Source organism: Pseudoalteromonas sp. OF7H-1 (assembly GCF_022347825.1).
In the GTDB taxonomy this organism is placed as follows: domain Bacteria; phylum Pseudomonadota; class Gammaproteobacteria; order Enterobacterales; family Alteromonadaceae; genus Pseudoalteromonas; species Pseudoalteromonas maricaloris.
The window spans coordinates 203162-219912 of the sequence record NZ_JAKRFX010000006.1; the positions used below are offsets into that span (position 1 = coordinate 203162).

Sequence of the window (16751 nt, forward strand, 5' to 3'; positions counted from 1 at the left end):
AACTAGGTGCATAGCACCCAGTCTTGGCTATCACCAGGGAAATTAAAACGTAAACCTTGCAACCAACGACGCGTAACGCTCAGTTTGTCGTAACGTTGTAATGCCGTAGTCAGGGTTAACGATTAAGCCATTTGCACCATCTAAAGATCGCTGTTCATTGATCCCAAGCGCTTTATCACTGTTTAGTAGGTTATAAACGGTGCCCTTGAGTAACAAGTCATGTCCCATGATGTCGGTAGAGTAACTGAGTGATAAGTCTACCGTGGTTGCCCAAGGAAGATTATCAACGCTGCCGCGAGGAGCTGGATTGCCGTTTTCGTCATAATGCGAAACATGGCCGTAATATTTACTCACGCAAGCATCCCAAGGGTTACCAGGCGCACAGCTATCTACACCGACAGGGTGTTTTGAGAAATAGTTAGTCGGGCGACCTGATGACGTTCTTGCAACCAGCCCCAGAGTTAACTCATCTGTAATATCGTAAGAACCTGATACTTTTATTGAATGGCGATGGTCGTTCGGCAAATTACCATAGCCGTGATCCATCAGATCCGCGTAATCATAGGAAGTTGTCCAACCAGGATCTGCCTGATCGTTATCGGTTTTCACTAGACCTTCTGTATTACCATAGCTGTGTGACCAAGTATAAGAAGAATTAATCCGTAACTTGTCGGTAATATTTCCTTCTAAGGTAAATTCAAGTGCCAGATACTTACGCACTGCTTGTTGCAGGGCAAGCTCTTGTGCACTGAGTGTCACTTCATCGACTTGGCCATCGCCATCAAAGTCATAACTCATGGTGATCGCTTCGCCCGGGTTATTTAGCACATAGTAAGAACCCTGACCGACATTGTCTTGGATACCGAGTTCGGCCAATTTCTTCGCAAGTACAGGGCCGACATCCGTATCTTCAACACTGCGTCCAAGATCTCGATAAATCGCCCTAACCCCAAATGCCATATCGTCAAAAACGGTGGTCTGGTACCCTAAGGTCAATTCATCAGAATACATCGGCTTAAGGGTGGAGGAAGCAATCAAACCGGGCTCTGTAATTCCGCGTTGGCGCCAGCGTCTATCTCGAAGCATTTCCCCTCGACTTGGCGAGCCATCATTTAATAAAACAGGATAGCCATCACTGTCTACTTGATCTAGGTCGAAATACTCAAACCACTCTACTGAAGCCGAGCCTTGAGTGATGTTCATGTTGGCAGACACCGGTTGAAAGTATCGCCCGTAAGTAAAGAAAACTTTGGATTCGCCATCACCATTTAGGTCGTAAATCGCTTGAAATCTAGGCGCAAGTTGGTTATCCATATCAACAAATGCTCTGCCGTCAGTGACGGTATTTTCAAACTGACTATAACGCAGGCCTAGATTTAACACGAGCTGATCGGTGACTTGCCAAGAATCATTGACATAGAAAGCAAGCGAGTTAACCTCAGAATCAACCGTCCTAGTCCTCACTCGGCGTTCAATATAATCTTGACCAAGTGCAGCACCGGAAATACTCCCTTCACCAGCGGTTTTAATTGTCCACCAGCCTTCTGCATCACCAAGACCATTTTGACCTTCAAAATAATCTACTGTCACTTTGGTATAATCGACACCAAACAGAATGGAGTGGTAATCCAAATCGATATTAAAATCTATTCTCGCTTGGTCACGGATAAATTCTTGCTCAGAAACACCGCTTGCCGTGTGGCTCGATAACGTTACCGTCCCTTCTCTTTCATCCCAAACTCCCGGTACGGTCGATGCGACAATATTTTCTACATTTTCTGTGACTCGACCCACGACCGCAGACACCGAGAAGAAGTCTGAAAAGTAGCCATTATAGTTAATGCTGTAAACCTTACCGCCATCTTCACCGGGAGCCGCTACACCTTGTTTATCACCAATCGCATCGCTTTCCCAATCATAGGCATAGGTTTGTCTCGTCCATTCTCTTTTGTTATTCATGGCTGAAAAGCCGATTGAGTGGTCTTCATTGATGAACCAATCTAGTTTTGCAAACCAACGATCTTCATCTCGGCTTCTGTCATTGAAGGTCGTTTGCCCAGCCCAGCGATTAACCTCTCGTCGAGGCGCATACAGACCATAGTAAAATAAGCTGTCTTCAATGAGTGCGCCACTCGCCCAGATTTGCAGTTCTTTGAACGAGTCATAATCTTGCTCGGTATTTATATTGATGGTGCCATTATCTAAATAATTAGAGTCGTGATAACTATGACTTGATGAAGGATCGACCCTCACTTCCGCTCCTAAGTTAAATTCGTTATCACCAGATTTAGAGATTGCATTAACGATACCGCCAAGTGCACCACCAAATTCAGGGCTAATTCCCCCCGTTTTAATTTGGGTTTGTGAAATGGCTTCCCAAGGCAAGCGAATTGAGCCTAAACCCGTTTGAATACTCGTGACATTTAGGCCATTAAAGTAATAGCCATTTTCTGCTGACGAAGAACCGCCAAAGCTTGATGCACCACGAAATGAACTACCACCAGGTTCAGCGGTACCCGGTGCGAGTAACGCGATACTTTCAAAGCCGGTGTTTACTGGCATAACTTTAAGCTCTGCGTCTGTAAAGGTTACGCCAGCCGTTGACGAGGCCATATCAACACGTCGGATAGCCGTACCAGTCACCGCTATCCGCTCTATATCCTGTCCTTGTTGTAATAGTTGAGCGTCTAAGATCAGCGCCTGTCCAATATTAAGCTCAACATCCTCTTCAATAACGGTTTCAAATCCTGCTTTATTAATTGACACGCTGTAACGACCAACAGGCAGATTACGTAAAATGTATTCGCCCTTGCCATTAGTTTGTACAGCAAACTTCAGCCCCTTAGTTTTATGTGTAAAGGTCAATTGAGCCTGCGATAACTCAAGACCTTGACCATTAACGATGCTCCCTTTCACAGTGCTATTGCCATCTGCAGCAAATGCAGTAGTAGTCCCCAATGCTAGAGCAAGTGCTGATGCTGTGAGTGATTTACACAGTGTTTGCGCTGTTTTTTTGTTATTACGCATATTGTTGTCCTTTTGTTCCCATTGATTTGAGTGTTTTTTGGTAACGAACAAACAATACACAATAGATATATTGTATACAATATTATTTATGCAATAATTACACACAAAGATAATAACATTTTGATTTAGATAGAAATTATTTATTAATTTTTTATTTCAGCTCGTTTTTGATATCGCTTGAACTCATTACAAACAGCTTAGAAAGCAGACATGGAACAACCTAATTCATTGAATTATTTAATATATTCAAATTTAATCTAATTGGTGTCGATAGCAGTAAAATTGGACCCATTTCAATTAGGCTGCTAACCTGAGCGTTTTACTCAGCCTTCAACTTACTCGTTTTACGCTTCATATAAATTCGCCCTAGCCCAATCAAATTACTCACTAGAAAAGTACTTTCTAGCACAATCGCCATGGGTGAGCCGACATAGCAATTATGTATCAGCCAGCACACCGTACCTAACATCATCACACACCGAAATGCCACCTGCGCGCGAATAAATGCCCCTAATGTCAATAAAACACTACCAAAAACAGCATAAAGTTCGTAATTTGCATTTAACTGTACTAAAGGTGGCACGGTATTGAGTAGTAGAAACCCGATAAGCAAGCGCTTTGACTGCGACTTGATAAACACCAGATATCTGAGACTCGCAACCGCCATAAGCAAAGCACCAGCCATAGCATCAAGTAGATAGAAGTGAATTGCAGTGAGTGCAGTCGACAAGCTTAGTGCCAATAACACCTGCTGGCGTTTCATAAATTGAAATGAAGCGAGATCGAGTAAAACAGCAACGGTAACCAAAACTTGAGATAATAAGAACATGACAAACTCCTAAAAGAAGCATTGTCACAGGCCGTTAGCTTGCTGTAATTCACCTAAGTTAATTTTCAGCCGTTATTTTCTTAAACGGTACTTTTATTGTAATTTCGACACCTTGTAATTTCGCCGTTTTACAGCGGATCTCGCCTTTTAAAAGTTGCGTAACCAAATTATAAACAATATGCATGCCTAATCCGCATCCGCCTTGATTACGTTTTGTGGTTACAAATGGCTCAAACAAGGTCTTTTGCATCGCTTCGTCCATGCCGACACCATTATCGCGATATACAATAGTCCAGTGGCTATCTGTCGCCTCGACTAACACGCTGACTGTGCCAGAGGCACTCCCCTCAAAACCATGGATAACGGAATTGTTAAATAGGTTTGCCATTATTTGATAAACTGCGCCTGGATAGGTGGAGAGATTTACATCAGCATTCCCATCTATAGACAAATATACTTCTTTATTTTTAGCCAATGGTTTGAGTGAATCGAATACATCGTTGATATATTCAAGCAGGTTAATATCACGCTCCGTCTCACTGGATTGATCGACTGCAACTTGCTTAAAGTTACTAATAAGGCTTTCTGCTCTTTGCAGATTGCGACTGATCAGCAGATAGCCTTCCTGCTGTGCATCGATAGAAGTGACCAAATCTTTTTGCTTAAGGGTTTTATTCTCAAGCTTTTCTACCAGCTCAGATAAACAATCTTCATTATGCGAAAGTGCGGTGATAGCTATACCTAACGGGGTGTTGATTTCATGCGCAACACCCGCAACCACAACACCCAAAGAAGCCATTTTTTCACTTTCAATCAAGTCTTCTTGCGTTTGCTTTAACTCAAACATTGCTTGCTCAAGTTTCTGATTCTTTTTATATAGCTCATCGGTGCGCATCGCGACTTTTATCTCAAGTTGCTCGTTTAACGACTGCAAGGCTTGTTGATGTGCCTTTAAATCAGCAATATCTTTCAGTGCCCCCGCTATCCGCGTTGCTCTACCATTGTCATCTCGGGCCACCACCTTTCCTCTGTCTAATACCCAGATCCATTCTCCCTGTTGATCTTTAACTCGAATAGACAGTTCATATACGTCTTCTCGTCCGTCTACACAGGATTGCAGACGCTCCTCAAGTAACACACAATCCTTAGGGTGTACAAACTGGTCAAGCTCATTGAGAATAAGTTTATCTTGGAGTTCACTAAAGTCGATCCTTGGATTCACGCTGTAGCGATAAATTTTACCCGACTCAACATGCCAGTCCCAAAGTTCGTCACCACTCGCCCACAACGACAACTCCAACCGCTCTTGTAGCGCAGACATTTTCTGATTATCCCGCAGTACTTGTTGATAACGCCGCTGTCTCGCTCGAACAAATGCAGCGATGATCAGCACAATGACTAAAGTGTAAAGGGTTTTCGAGTAAGCATTCCACCAAATTGGCGCGGCAATATAAATACTAAATTCATGAACGGGCGACTGCATATTAAAGCGATTTACGGTATAGGTTTCTACTTGATAGGTGCCGGGTTCAAGCTGGAGTAAGTTTATTTGCCGTGCTCCATTTGCAAGTTTTAACCATTTGTCGCTTAATCCTTTAATACGGTAATAAAAGTTCAGCTTCTCAGAACCAAAATCTAAGCTTGAATATTGTAGCGATATAATATTTTGGTCATAGCGTAGCCGCAATGAACCCGCCAGCTCCGGTGCGACCGTGAGGATCCCATCTAGACTTGGCTTTAATGGCTCGCCTAGTAATTCGATTGTTGAGACCAAAATAGGTCGCGCGGTATTTGAAATTGATACATTCTGAGGAAAAAATTGATTAAAGCCTTTGGCTCCACCCATAAAAATTCGGCCATCAGGGGCTTTCCACGCGGCATTGTAGTTAAACTCATGGGCTTGCACTCCGTCAATGGGTAGAAAGTTGTCAATAGCAAAATCCATCACATTAACGCGGGACAGCCCACCACTGGTTCCAAGCCACATGTATTCGTAGTCATCGTAAACCAGCCCCCATACGGCTTGGTTTCCTAGTCCTTCTTGCTCACCAATAGTACGGACAATTTTCATTTGTTTATCAACTAAACTAATACCCGCTTCACTTGCAACCCAGATACGTTGCCATGGATCTTCATCGATCATAAAGACCAAATTCGACTTTAAGCCATCCTGTGTGGTGAGGTTATGAAGCTGACCTTTATTAAATTTGAATAAACCCTCACCGATAGAACCAAACCATAGGTCTTGCCCGACCACTTTAAACGACGACACATGTGACGGCGCATCTGAACGATTTTCAAAAAACTGCACTAAGGTTTTCGACTCTTCGTCGTACCTCATAAGACCTAGTGTCCTTGAACTCACTAAGATCTGAGATTGGTACTCAATAACATCATTAAAACTGAGTTCTGGGCCATTATCAGAGTCAGGCATCAAATGGCTATATTCCCCTTGAGTTAAGGCGTATCTAACAACGCCATCTCCCCTTGTTGTTACCCACAAGGTGTCATCATAAATCTTTACTTGAGTGATAAAGCTTCCTTTGATTGCAGACAAACTCGGGAAAATTCGATGCGCTTCGATAAAGCTCGATTTTTGATAAATATATAAACCGGATGACGTACCTATCCAAAAACGCTCACTACTGTCTAATGCGAAATTCCTAACATCAGGATGCCCCAAAGGGGCGTGCGGAAAGTTTTGTTCACCAACATGGCCAAACGACTCGCTCAGCTGACTAAAAAAGTGTAGCCCCTGTGATTCCGTACCAATCCACAAATCACCATTTCTGTCTCGTTGAACGCTCAGAACATTGTTGTCTTGTAGTCCGTCATATTGCTCTGCGCGACGATACCAATGACGTTTGATATTACCTTGTAGGTCTAAAATAAACACACCTGTATTGGAAGCGACGAGTATTTCATTCGCCCTGACTTTAATTTGATGAATACTAAGATTTACTTTCGCGCTGACCGACTTTTGCCATTGCACTTTATTGAACTGAGTGTCGAAACTAATGATTTTATCATCCGCGTCAACCACGAATATCCGTCCGTGGGAAAGCGACAGTGTTTTAAACTCACCTTCCAACAGAACATTGGCTCCGACTTTGTCTTTTGGCTGACGGACTAGGCCATCCGCATTGAGGTAAACAAACGCATCCCTTGTTTCTTGGACTTCACGAACAAATTTACCGGTTAAATAAAGCTTTTCAGGCGTTAAGGTTTGGTAGTTAACCCGGTAAGCGTCGCCTTCTTCTGTTGATACAGTGACTGATTCACCATAACAGGCCACTTTTTTCACTCTATCGGAGCTCACCGCCTCATTCTGCGCCGCCAAGATAGAGCGAAAGGTCCCCGCTTCAGTATCGTAAATGCTAAGCCCAGTACTTGTTCCAACCCAGATATATTTACCACTGTGGCACAGTGAGGTAATAAAGCCACCGGAGAGATGATGTTTGGAGTTCTGCTTTACTTCAAATTGAACAAAATCATGACCATCAAAACGATTTAGGCCAGACTGTGTGCCAACCCAAATGTACCCGAGTTGATCTTGCGTAATGGCAGTGATAGTGACCTGACTGAGGCCAGAATTATAGTCATAGCGTCGCATAACCTGCGCCGTATCGCTAAATTCGGGAAAACTGGCGGCACAAGGAAAACTCGGTAATAACAACAGCAGCAACACACAAAACCATTTCAGTGTGTTGTATGGTACAACGAACAGAGACATGCGCTTGATTAGAGTCATATAGTCGAGATGTTAGCCCGCGTTATATTAACTATAGCAAAAGCGAAAAATAGCATGTGTTTTTTGATGGGTGTAGCGCATCACGCAAGCTCACCCGTACAGCCAAGCTATGCTACAAATAGCTGAAGTCGGTTTATTCCATTCTAAAATCTATTACCAAGACTTATAACTCAAAATGACTGTGGATCCCCGTGCCGTGCAGTAGCTCATACTTCTCTAGCAAACCGTTCTCAAGCGTTACTAAGCTAATCGCAGAGTCTGACACCAAATAACCATGTTTTTTTAGCGACGAAGGATGCTTACTTACAGATAGCTGCCAACGTTTCGTAAAGAGATTCAGAGGGCTATATTTGGCATACAAAATCGTGTCCATCTTATCTAAAATATTGATAAGCGGCTTTGGAAATTCATTTTTTATCCCTGATGCGGTTAGCTGCCAAATACGGTTATCATGACGACCAAAACGTGCCTGAACCGAAAAGCAAAACGAATAATGTACATCGCCGGAGAGTATAATGGTTTCTTTGGGTGTATCTGGACGCTTAAAAATTTCTATGAGCTTCTTCGCAGCCCCTTCATGTGCCATCCAATTTTCCACATCTACCATTAACGGCTCACCACAGGTGTTAAATATGGCTTGTATGGTTTCGATTGCCTTTACCCCAAATACTGGCGCAGGACTGACCATCAATACTGCACTGTGGTCGATAAGCGTGTCTTGCAGCTCCATCAACATTTCCCAGTCGAGTAATCCACTTGGTTCATTGAAATCCTGTTCATTACGCCACCGATGTGTACGAGTATCTAGCACCACCACTTTTGGAAACGTATCTAAACAATAATGCCAGTGTGTGAATCGACGAACTTGTTTGTCAAACGCCGAAAAGTGCCATTCGTTGTCAATCAGGCTTGAATTAAAACCTGATGTCAGCGCCCCGCTATACTCAAACGCATCATTACCAATGCCTTGAAACAGCCAATAGCTAATGATGCCATTACTGATTATGCGGCGACTCACTTTATGGTTTGCAATTGCCTGTTCCCATTTAGCCGTCAAGTTCCAATCATCGGTCACATCATGGTCGTCAAACATCATTAGTACAGGCACGTTCGCACACAATCGCTCAGCACTGGGCAACGTTTCAACAAAGCCTTTTAGGGCGTCAAGTTCGGATTCAAATATTCGCCTAACTTTGTCGTTGCCACCGTCATAATGAAGTGCATCAAAGTTAACCAACTGCCAAGCAAGATGAGAGAAGTTTAACAGGTAACAGGCGACAAACTCTTCGAAGAAAATTAGGTGATTAAAGGCCTTAACACTAGAAAAGTGCGGTTCATCCTTTCGAAACCAATATCCCGGTGAAAATTTTGAGCGCTCCTGCCATGGCGTCTTCGGCAGATATAAGTGGCGATGGTAAAGCTGGGCTTGTTGATCAGCAGGTAAGTGCATTGGTAATTTGGTTTCTTTAAACAAACCTAGCCTTGCTATAAGTTGATGAATAGCCAACAACATGGCGCCGGCAACATCATCTGCATAAATCTGATCGCCAGAAAAAATACACAAGTCAGCACCTAATTCACCAAGCTCGCGCTGCTGCTCCTGCCACTGATCCGCAGTATGTAGACTGTCTTTTGCGTGGTGATGCGGGTTACGGCATGAGCCATGTAATATTTGCTTGAGCACAGCAGGTATCGCAAAGCTGAGCTCTTCTCCGTAACGCAGATAATCTGGCTTATACGCGGCACCGTTAATAAGCACTTGATACTCGAGCAGCTGCGCTGTTGGCAGAGCCTTCTCGCTGCTTATCATCAAAAAATGCAAAAAGCAGGCTGCACCGAGCTGAAATGTCTCAACCTCACACCGACTTTGATGGGTCAATAGCGAAGCCGAGATGTCCACGGCTTCACAAGTAACAACCTGAATACAAATTTTATTCTGCTCAGCTCGGCGAACCAGCGGGCCCATCAACACCTGAGGTAGCTGATTAAGTTGTGCTACCATCTTGGCGTTTCACCAAATTAAATAAAGAGTAAAAGTTATTCGTGGTTTGCTCTGCAAGCGCTTTGTAGCTCATTCCTTTTAAGTCAGCAATATAATACGCAACGTCTTGTACGTAAGCAGGCTGGTTAGTTTTACCACGATGCGGTACTGGTGCAAGATAAGGTGAATCGGTTTCAATCAACAATCGGTCCATAGGGATTTGCTTAACGACTTCTTGAAGCGCCGTCGCATTTTTAAACGTCACAATACCTGAGATTGAAATGTAAAAACCAAGGTCTAGTGCCTGTTTTGCCATCGGCCAATCCTCGGTGAAACAGTGCAACACGCCACCGCAATTTTGCGCATTGTGGGCACGCATGATGTCTATCGTGTCCGCTTTTGCATCGCGAGTATGAATGATCAGTGGTTTTTGTAGCTGATTAGCCACATCTATGTGTCCAGCAAAGCTTTCTTGCTGTACCTGATGCGTATCTTTTGAATAATAATAATCTAATCCAGTTTCACCAATAGCAACGACTTTATCATTACTCGCCAGTTGTATTAGCCTTTCAGCATCCAATTTATCTTTTTGATCTAGTGGATGTACCCCACAAGATGCAGAAACATCATCAAAATGGGCTATTTTTTCTAACATGGATGGAAATTGGTCTAGCGTCACGCTAACGCATAAAAAGTGTTCTACTTGTTTTTGTCTCGCGTTGCTGAGTACTTCTTCAAGGCTTAGGCCTAACTTTTCAAAATCGAGTCTATCTAAATGACAGTGAGAGTCTACAATCATACTGGCTCTACATGGTGTAAGTTGGTTTATCTGAATGCAAAGTCGCACCCAAAAGCTTATTTATTTTATCGTTCAGAGCTGGCGCGTCAACAAACGCAACGCCAACCCCAGATGGATTAGAATTTTGCGCGCCTTGCGGTGTTAACCAAGCAACAACCACGTCAACTTCGTCCGCTTCTAGGGCGTCAGGCAAGGTGACTCTGAGCTTTAATTCTTGCCCCATATCAAAATGGGCATTGGACTTGATAAATATGCCACCGGATTTCAGAAATGGCATATAACAACGATATAGCTCATCTAAATCTTCAAAATCCGCAAGTAACTCTTGCATGCACCACCTCTTTATAGCTGTTTTTGTAAGGCAAAAAGTAAATTAGAAATGCTAAGGTTTTGATTTAACCCTAACACATTTTTCTGTTCGTACATAAACCGATGTACTAAGCTCACTAAGTCTTGATACTGGGTAAAACTCAAACCATTCCCTTGTGTCATCGCCCCTTTTAAACGGTTGAGCAAAAAACGGGCGAATACATCACTCATTGCGCTGTGCTTTAACAAAATTTTTTCAACCGTTTGCGCACTCTCTACTGTTAATTGATTCGCCGCGTGATAAAGCGCAGTCACATCGTCAAGCGCACCTTCTTGTTGCCACGTTTCGATAATAAATGGCTGTAGAGAAAATTCATCAAACCAAGGGAAATCACAAGCGATATTTTTAGCTGCCAGCCACTGCGCAGCCTCCGCTTGATTGGGCGAGTGAATCGCCACTTTATTAGAGCGGCTCAAAATGGTGGCAGGTAACTTACTGTCATCATCGCTGGTAACGACCAAATAACGATTAGCATTTGGCTCTTCAAGTGTTTTTAACAGCGCATTTGCAGCTGAATGGGTCATCAAATGCGCGTGTTCAATCAACGCGACTTTATTGCCACCTTGCTGCGCTGAATGGTTCAAGAAATGCGTGATCTCTCGAATTTCATCCACCCCGATTGATTTTCCCTCAGGCACGACACTCAGTCTATCTGGGTGATTACCAGCTAAGTTCAAGTTACATGGCTTACATTGCCCACAGGCAGTGAGATTTTGTGGATGTAAACATAACAGTGCATCTGCCAAGTGCGCCGCAAGCAGAGACTTTCCCACGCCTTTTTTACCCGATAACAACTGAGCATGATGCAAACGACCATTTTGCTGTGCCCGAGCAAGATAACTCAAAGCGTTGCTGTGCCAACTTGGAAGCAAATTATTCATTGCCATCCACTGTAAGGTGTGTGGCTATCAAGCTATCAAGCAATTCAATACTTTGCTCAAGTACTTGTGCTTTACTTTGACTGGCATCAATCACAGTAAATCGTTCAGGGTCATTTTTCGCTTGAACGAGATAACCCTCACGTGCGCGCTGCAAAAATTGTTGCTTTTCATCCTCGAGTCTATCTAGCCCCTCACCTCGCGATTTGACTCGCTGTAAGCCCTCTTCAGGGTCCAAGTCCAAAATCAAATTCATGTCTGGACGAAAACCGCCAAGCGCAAGCTGATTAATGGTTGTGATGGTGGCAAGATCTAGTCCTCTTGCATAATGTTGAAAACTAAATGTTGCAGCGTCAAATCGATCAGAAATAACGACTTTGCCTTGCTCAAGTGCTGGAATAATTTTTTCACGAACGTGCTGAGCACGCGCAGCCCCAAACAACATAAGCTCCGTCATGTCTGTCATTTCGGGGGTTGAGGGATCTAGAATGATTTCTCTGATCTTCTCTGAGATCTCTGTTCCACCAGGTTCACGAGTCATCACAACTTCAATACCGCGTTGTTTTAAATACGCTTCCAATCCGGCAATAACCGTTGTTTTTCCAGCGCCATTGCTGCCATCGCAGACCAGCATAAACCCTTTTTTCATAGCAAGGACGTACTCATCATTCTTATTTGGCTGTTATTTTATCGTGTTTTAGTGAATTATTCACGACTGAAATAGAATTGAATTGCCTGGTAAATTGAATTTGTCATTCTGAAAATAATTTAAAACAGAAAAATTTGGTCTACAATAACAAGCACATCCGATTAGTTTTATGTAAGAACCGCCCCATGCCGAGCAACATTAACATGCCTTTTAGGCCCGTAAAGGAAACGTATTGATATGCTGGGTAAAATGCTTTGCTTGGCGTTCATGTTACTTCTTCTGGTTTATAGCCCAGTACATGCACGTGCAAGTGAGCCGCCAGAGATAGATGTCGCGGTAGGACTTGAAAACTTTGATTTTCAGCCATTATTTGAAGAATTTAGTGCAAAAACAGGGATTAAAGTTAACATTCTTGCTTTTAACAACAATCAGTTGAAAAGCGAGTTATTGTTGTATGCAGATGCCCTGCAGTTACCGGATGCCGTGATTATTCCTAGCGATTATATGGGGTTGTCGGAACTGCAATTTTCTCAGGTGCCTGAGTCTTGGTTAAGCAAAAAGCTCACACAAAAAGTCATTGAGAACAGTAAGGTCAATGGTGAGCTCAAGGGCGTACCAATTATGTATGGCAACCATCTTGTACTCTATTACAACCGTGCACTTGTGCCACACCCTATTACCGACTTACAAACCTACGCACAGCATGCTGTTACAGACAAACCTACGCTCGGCTGGAATTTTTATGAAATGTATTGGTTTGTGACCTTTGCGAACGCCCTTCAGCCTAATCTCATCCAGGCAGGCGTACCACAGCTTGACACCAAAGCGATGCGCCTCGCAATTTCCAATTATCAATCACTTCTCAACAGCGGCATCATAGACGCTGATTGTGTTTATCAATGCTTAATGAATCGCTTTAAGACTGGCAAGCTCGATTACTTTGTGAATGGAATTTGGGCATATCGTCAACTTAAAGACAAGCTTAAAGACGACCTAGCCATCGCGCCTTTACCGAGGTGGGGTAATCATCAGCTGATGTCTCTAGCATCGTCTCATGTACTGGCTTTTCCTGCCAATGGCATAGAATCTAAAAAAGGTCCACATCTAAAGCTGCTTGTTGACTTTATGCAAAGCCAGAAGGTACAAGATAAACTGTGGGATGAGCTCAATGCGCTGCCTGCAAACGGCGACAGCTTAGCTGGACTTACAAAACGCGGCGACGAAGCACTGTCTCAGCTGATTGCATCTTTGCATGAAACCTATCCACAACCCAATGAACCTATTATGGCCTATATTTGGGAAGCCATGTTAAAAGGACTAACACGCTATTTAGGTGGTGTGTATAGTGTCGAAGAAACGACGCAATATATGCAATTTATCGTCACAAAGTCGGGACAGAATGAAAGCAAATCGCAGCATCGTTGATGAAATAAAAAGAAAAATTACGGCATTATTCTCTCTCTTCCTCGTTGTACTGGTTGCGATGGTTGGTTTTTCTCTGATGCAACAAAAGGCAACCTTAGAGCAAGAAGACGTTAAACGCACTGGTGCAAGTCTTATCAGCGATTTTAAAGCGCAAGTCAATGAGCTTATCTATCAAGTTGCACCATTAAGTGAAGACCATATTTTATCTACCTTACCGAGCGATCTACTGTTTACTCAATACGCAGTTAAGGCGCTAACTAACTTAGTCGACAATACCGACATGGTGAAGTCTGCGTTTATCAACGATGGCTCCGTGTTTACCGTAGAGGGATATCCTTTTGATACCTTACGTTGGAACAACTCCGTATTTAGCGAGCATGCTAACAAGGTCCTCTCGCAACAGCGACGCACTTTAAGAATCGACAAACTTGTTGTCCCAGTTGAAAGCATTGAAAAAAAACCGTCTGATCAGGCCAAGTTGTTTCTCGCCATTCCCCTTAGACAGAAATTATCATCGTTAATGCGTCCTTATAAATATACGGGTGTACTATTCCTCGAAGTCGATCTTGAGCCATTTTTAGGTTCCAATCAGGAAAAAGGCTCTATCTGGCTCACCAGTCAAGAGCTTGTGCTTGAGGGAACACAGTCCTCAGATGCCACTGAAGGTGTATACCGTAGTCCTATTTATTCACTAAAAGACGATTTTGTAGCACTTGATTTACAGCTACAACGAGAAGCCGAAGTATACAGTAACGACATTTTACGCGCAGTGTTATACATAGTGCTTATCGGGTTGATGCTAGTGGTATTACTTACTTGGTATTTACGCCGATTAGCAAAACGCTTGACCAATCCGATGCAAGCACTTGAACGCCATTGTGAACGACTGAAACGAGGACATTACGTTTCTGCGAAAAGCGATTTTGAATTTAGAGAATTAAGAACTCTTCAAGTGACCCTTAACCAACTTGCGAAGCAAATCAAAGAGCAGATCAGCTCTCTTGAAAGTGAAAAAGTAAAAGCACAAAGTTCAGAGCGGGCAAAAAGTCACTTTTTGGCGAACATGAGCCACGAATTAAGAACGCCACTTAACGGTATTTATGGCGTATTTCAGTTAATGAAGCACCATAGAAATGCAGCAGACTCCAAAGAACTCATTGCGCAAGGCATGACGTCCACAGAAACATTACTTAGTTTACTCAATGATTTACTTGATTTCTCTAAAATTGAAGCTGGTGAGTTAAAGATGGAATCAGCGACGGTGGATGTCAAAAGTATTGTCACTGAAGTAAAACAAGAGTTTGTCCATACTGCCAGTGCTAAGCAAATCGACCTGATTATTCATACTGAGGAACTCGCTAACCCTTATCGACTTGGTGATTCGCTGCGTTTGAAGCAGATACTAAGGAATTTAATATCCAATGCAGTTAAATTTACCAGTGACGGTTCTGTAACCGTTATACTCCAAGATGGCGGTAAACATCTCTCCATCCGTGTAATAGATACGGGCGCCGGTATTTCCGAAGTCGCGCTAAAGAAGCTATTTAATCGTTTTCAACAGGCAGACTCATCTACCACCAGAAAGTATGGAGGAACCGGTCTTGGACTTGCAATTGTAAAACAACTCGCCGAGTTAATGGACGGCCGTGTTACGGTGACAAGTAAAGAAGGTATTGGTAGTGAGTTCACAGTTGAACTCGTACTCGATATTTGCGACGCACCAGAACAATCTATCATGCAAGACTTGCAAGCTATACCCGCCTTGAAGGATAAAAACCTGCTACTTGCTGAAGACAATCCCCTTAATCAAAAAATATTTAGTGCCATGATTAAACCAACTGAAGCGAATCTTGTCATAGCTCAGGATGGTGAAGAAGCGATTGAGCTTTATCACGAATTGAAACCTGATATCTTTTTTGTCGATATTCAGATGCCAAAAAAAGATGGCCTAAAAGTATGCTCAGAAGTCAGAGAACAAGATAAAACAACCCCGCTGGTTGCCGTCACAGCCAACGTGATGTCGGGAGATTTAGAAAATTATCAGCAACTTGGATTTGATAATTGCGTCGCAAAACCGATCGATATGAAAAAACTTTATGAAGTGATAAATACGATTGTGAGTTAACGGTCAATTTCGCCCCATTTTAGTTGGCTAAATGTAATAAGCTAAATTGAAGAAAGTTCACTTAAGTTACAATTGAATAACATCGTAAAATTCTTATAATCCTTGTCTGAAATTAGAAAGCGCAGACATTCACTTCAGGTAAACTTCTTCTAGTGCAACATTCAATTAGCATTCAAGTCTTTATACCATCAGCATTTTTACCTGCACTATTGCATGGTTTCATAGAATTGTAATTTCATAGGAGTCAAAAGGAATGACAACCATCGTCTATAACGCAAAAACAGCAGAAATAGCCTGTGATAGTAGAACCACTACCGACAAGATCATCGTTACCGATAACGCTCAAAAGTGGTTTGATTATCACGGCTGGAGAGTGTTTTGCACTGGCCAGACATGCGATATATACAATTTGCAGCACAATTTTTCAAATAATCAGTTTGATACGATTGAGAGTTTGGAATTCATTAAATATCACCCCAAAAAAGGCGTTTGGTATGGTTGTGTAAAAAGGGGCACCTGTAAATCTGAACCCTTAGCGCAATCTTATGCCATCGGCTCAGGCCAACAAGCGGCAATGTTTGGTTTACTCAATGGCTATAATACGGTGGAAATCGTTGAGCAAGTTAAACGTGTTGATTTTAGAACGGGCGGTGATATTCATTGCTTTAATGTCACCGACCCGTTAGAAAACACATAAGCCAGCGTCAAAATACGCTGGCTCTAACTCACTTAAGTGAGTTAACCTGAGCTTCGGATAATTAATGCCTTTCTAGCAGCCAGTTTTAACGCTAACTGCGTTGAATTCACTTCCAATAGCCAGCTATTGGTACGTAAATTCGCCTTGCCTACAGGAAGTAGGTACCTTAGCGAGAGCAGGACGCGGAAGCGGTGTTATCCTCAAAACTCTCTGGCTAGGT

General features: G+C 42.9%; 11 protein-coding genes. 3 read left to right on the forward strand and 8 right to left on the reverse strand.

All coding sequences use genetic code 11. From position 1 onward, the window contains the following. Positions 1–42: 42 nt before the first annotated feature. The 8 genes from MHN30_RS09915 to tmk form a co-directional block, all read right to left on the reverse strand. The gene (locus tag MHN30_RS09915) at positions 43–3027 is read right to left on the reverse strand and encodes a TonB-dependent receptor (RefSeq protein WP_239359410.1); all 2985 of its coding nucleotides are present in this window, start codon (positions 3025–3027) and stop codon (positions 43–45) included. Between the two features lie 319 nt (positions 3028–3346). Further along, entirely contained in the window at positions 3347–3856 is a 510-nt protein-coding gene (locus tag MHN30_RS09920) for a YgjV family protein (protein WP_239359412.1), read from the reverse strand. 58 nt (positions 3857–3914) lie between these two features. Next, positions 3915–7589 carry an ATP-binding protein gene (locus MHN30_RS09925; protein ID WP_239359414.1) on the reverse strand — a complete coding sequence of 1225 codons (3675 nt, stop codon included), beginning with the start codon at positions 7587–7589 and terminating at the stop codon, positions 3915–3917. 181 nt (positions 7590–7770) lie between these two features. After that, positions 7771–9609, reverse strand: coding sequence for an alkaline phosphatase D family protein (locus MHN30_RS09930; RefSeq protein WP_239359416.1), 1839 nt, complete (start codon positions 9607–9609; stop codon positions 7771–7773). Next, entirely contained in the window at positions 9593–10387 is a 795-nt protein-coding gene (locus MHN30_RS09935) for a YchF/TatD family DNA exonuclease (protein WP_239359418.1), read from the reverse strand. The genes MHN30_RS09930 and MHN30_RS09935 overlap by 17 nt, the downstream gene beginning before the upstream one ends. Before the next feature lie 7 nt (positions 10388–10394). Further along, complete coding sequence (locus MHN30_RS09940; protein ID WP_039497871.1) at positions 10395–10718, reverse strand: PilZ domain-containing protein; 324 nt, start codon at positions 10716–10718, stop codon at positions 10395–10397. An 11-nt stretch (positions 10719–10729) separates the two neighbouring features. Beyond that, on the reverse strand, positions 10730–11638 hold the full coding sequence (gene holB, locus MHN30_RS09945; RefSeq protein ID WP_239359420.1) for a DNA polymerase III subunit delta': 909 nt from the start codon (positions 11636–11638) through the stop codon (positions 10730–10732). After that, the gene (gene tmk / locus MHN30_RS09950; protein ID WP_130164134.1) at positions 11631–12284 is read right to left on the reverse strand and encodes a dTMP kinase; all 654 of its coding nucleotides are present in this window, start codon (positions 12282–12284) and stop codon (positions 11631–11633) included. Before tmk ends, holB begins: the two co-directional genes overlap by 8 nt. Before the next feature lie 237 nt (positions 12285–12521). On the opposite strand from tmk, the gene MHN30_RS09955 reads away from it, so the two are divergent. The 3 genes from MHN30_RS09955 (at position 12522) to MHN30_RS09965 (ending at position 16531) form a co-directional block, all read left to right on the forward strand. Continuing rightward, positions 12522–13709, forward strand: coding sequence for an extracellular solute-binding protein (locus MHN30_RS09955; protein WP_239359428.1), 1188 nt, complete (start codon positions 12522–12524; stop codon positions 13707–13709). Then, the gene (locus tag MHN30_RS09960; RefSeq protein ID WP_239359433.1) at positions 13684–15834 is read left to right on the forward strand and encodes an ATP-binding protein; all 2151 of its coding nucleotides are present in this window, start codon (positions 13684–13686) and stop codon (positions 15832–15834) included. Before MHN30_RS09955 ends, MHN30_RS09960 begins: the two co-directional genes overlap by 26 nt. Before the next feature lie 253 nt (positions 15835–16087). Then, on the forward strand, positions 16088–16531 hold the full coding sequence (locus tag MHN30_RS09965; RefSeq protein ID WP_045990087.1) for a hypothetical protein: 444 nt from the start codon (positions 16088–16090) through the stop codon (positions 16529–16531). The last annotated feature ends 220 nt before the right edge of the window (positions 16532–16751 follow it).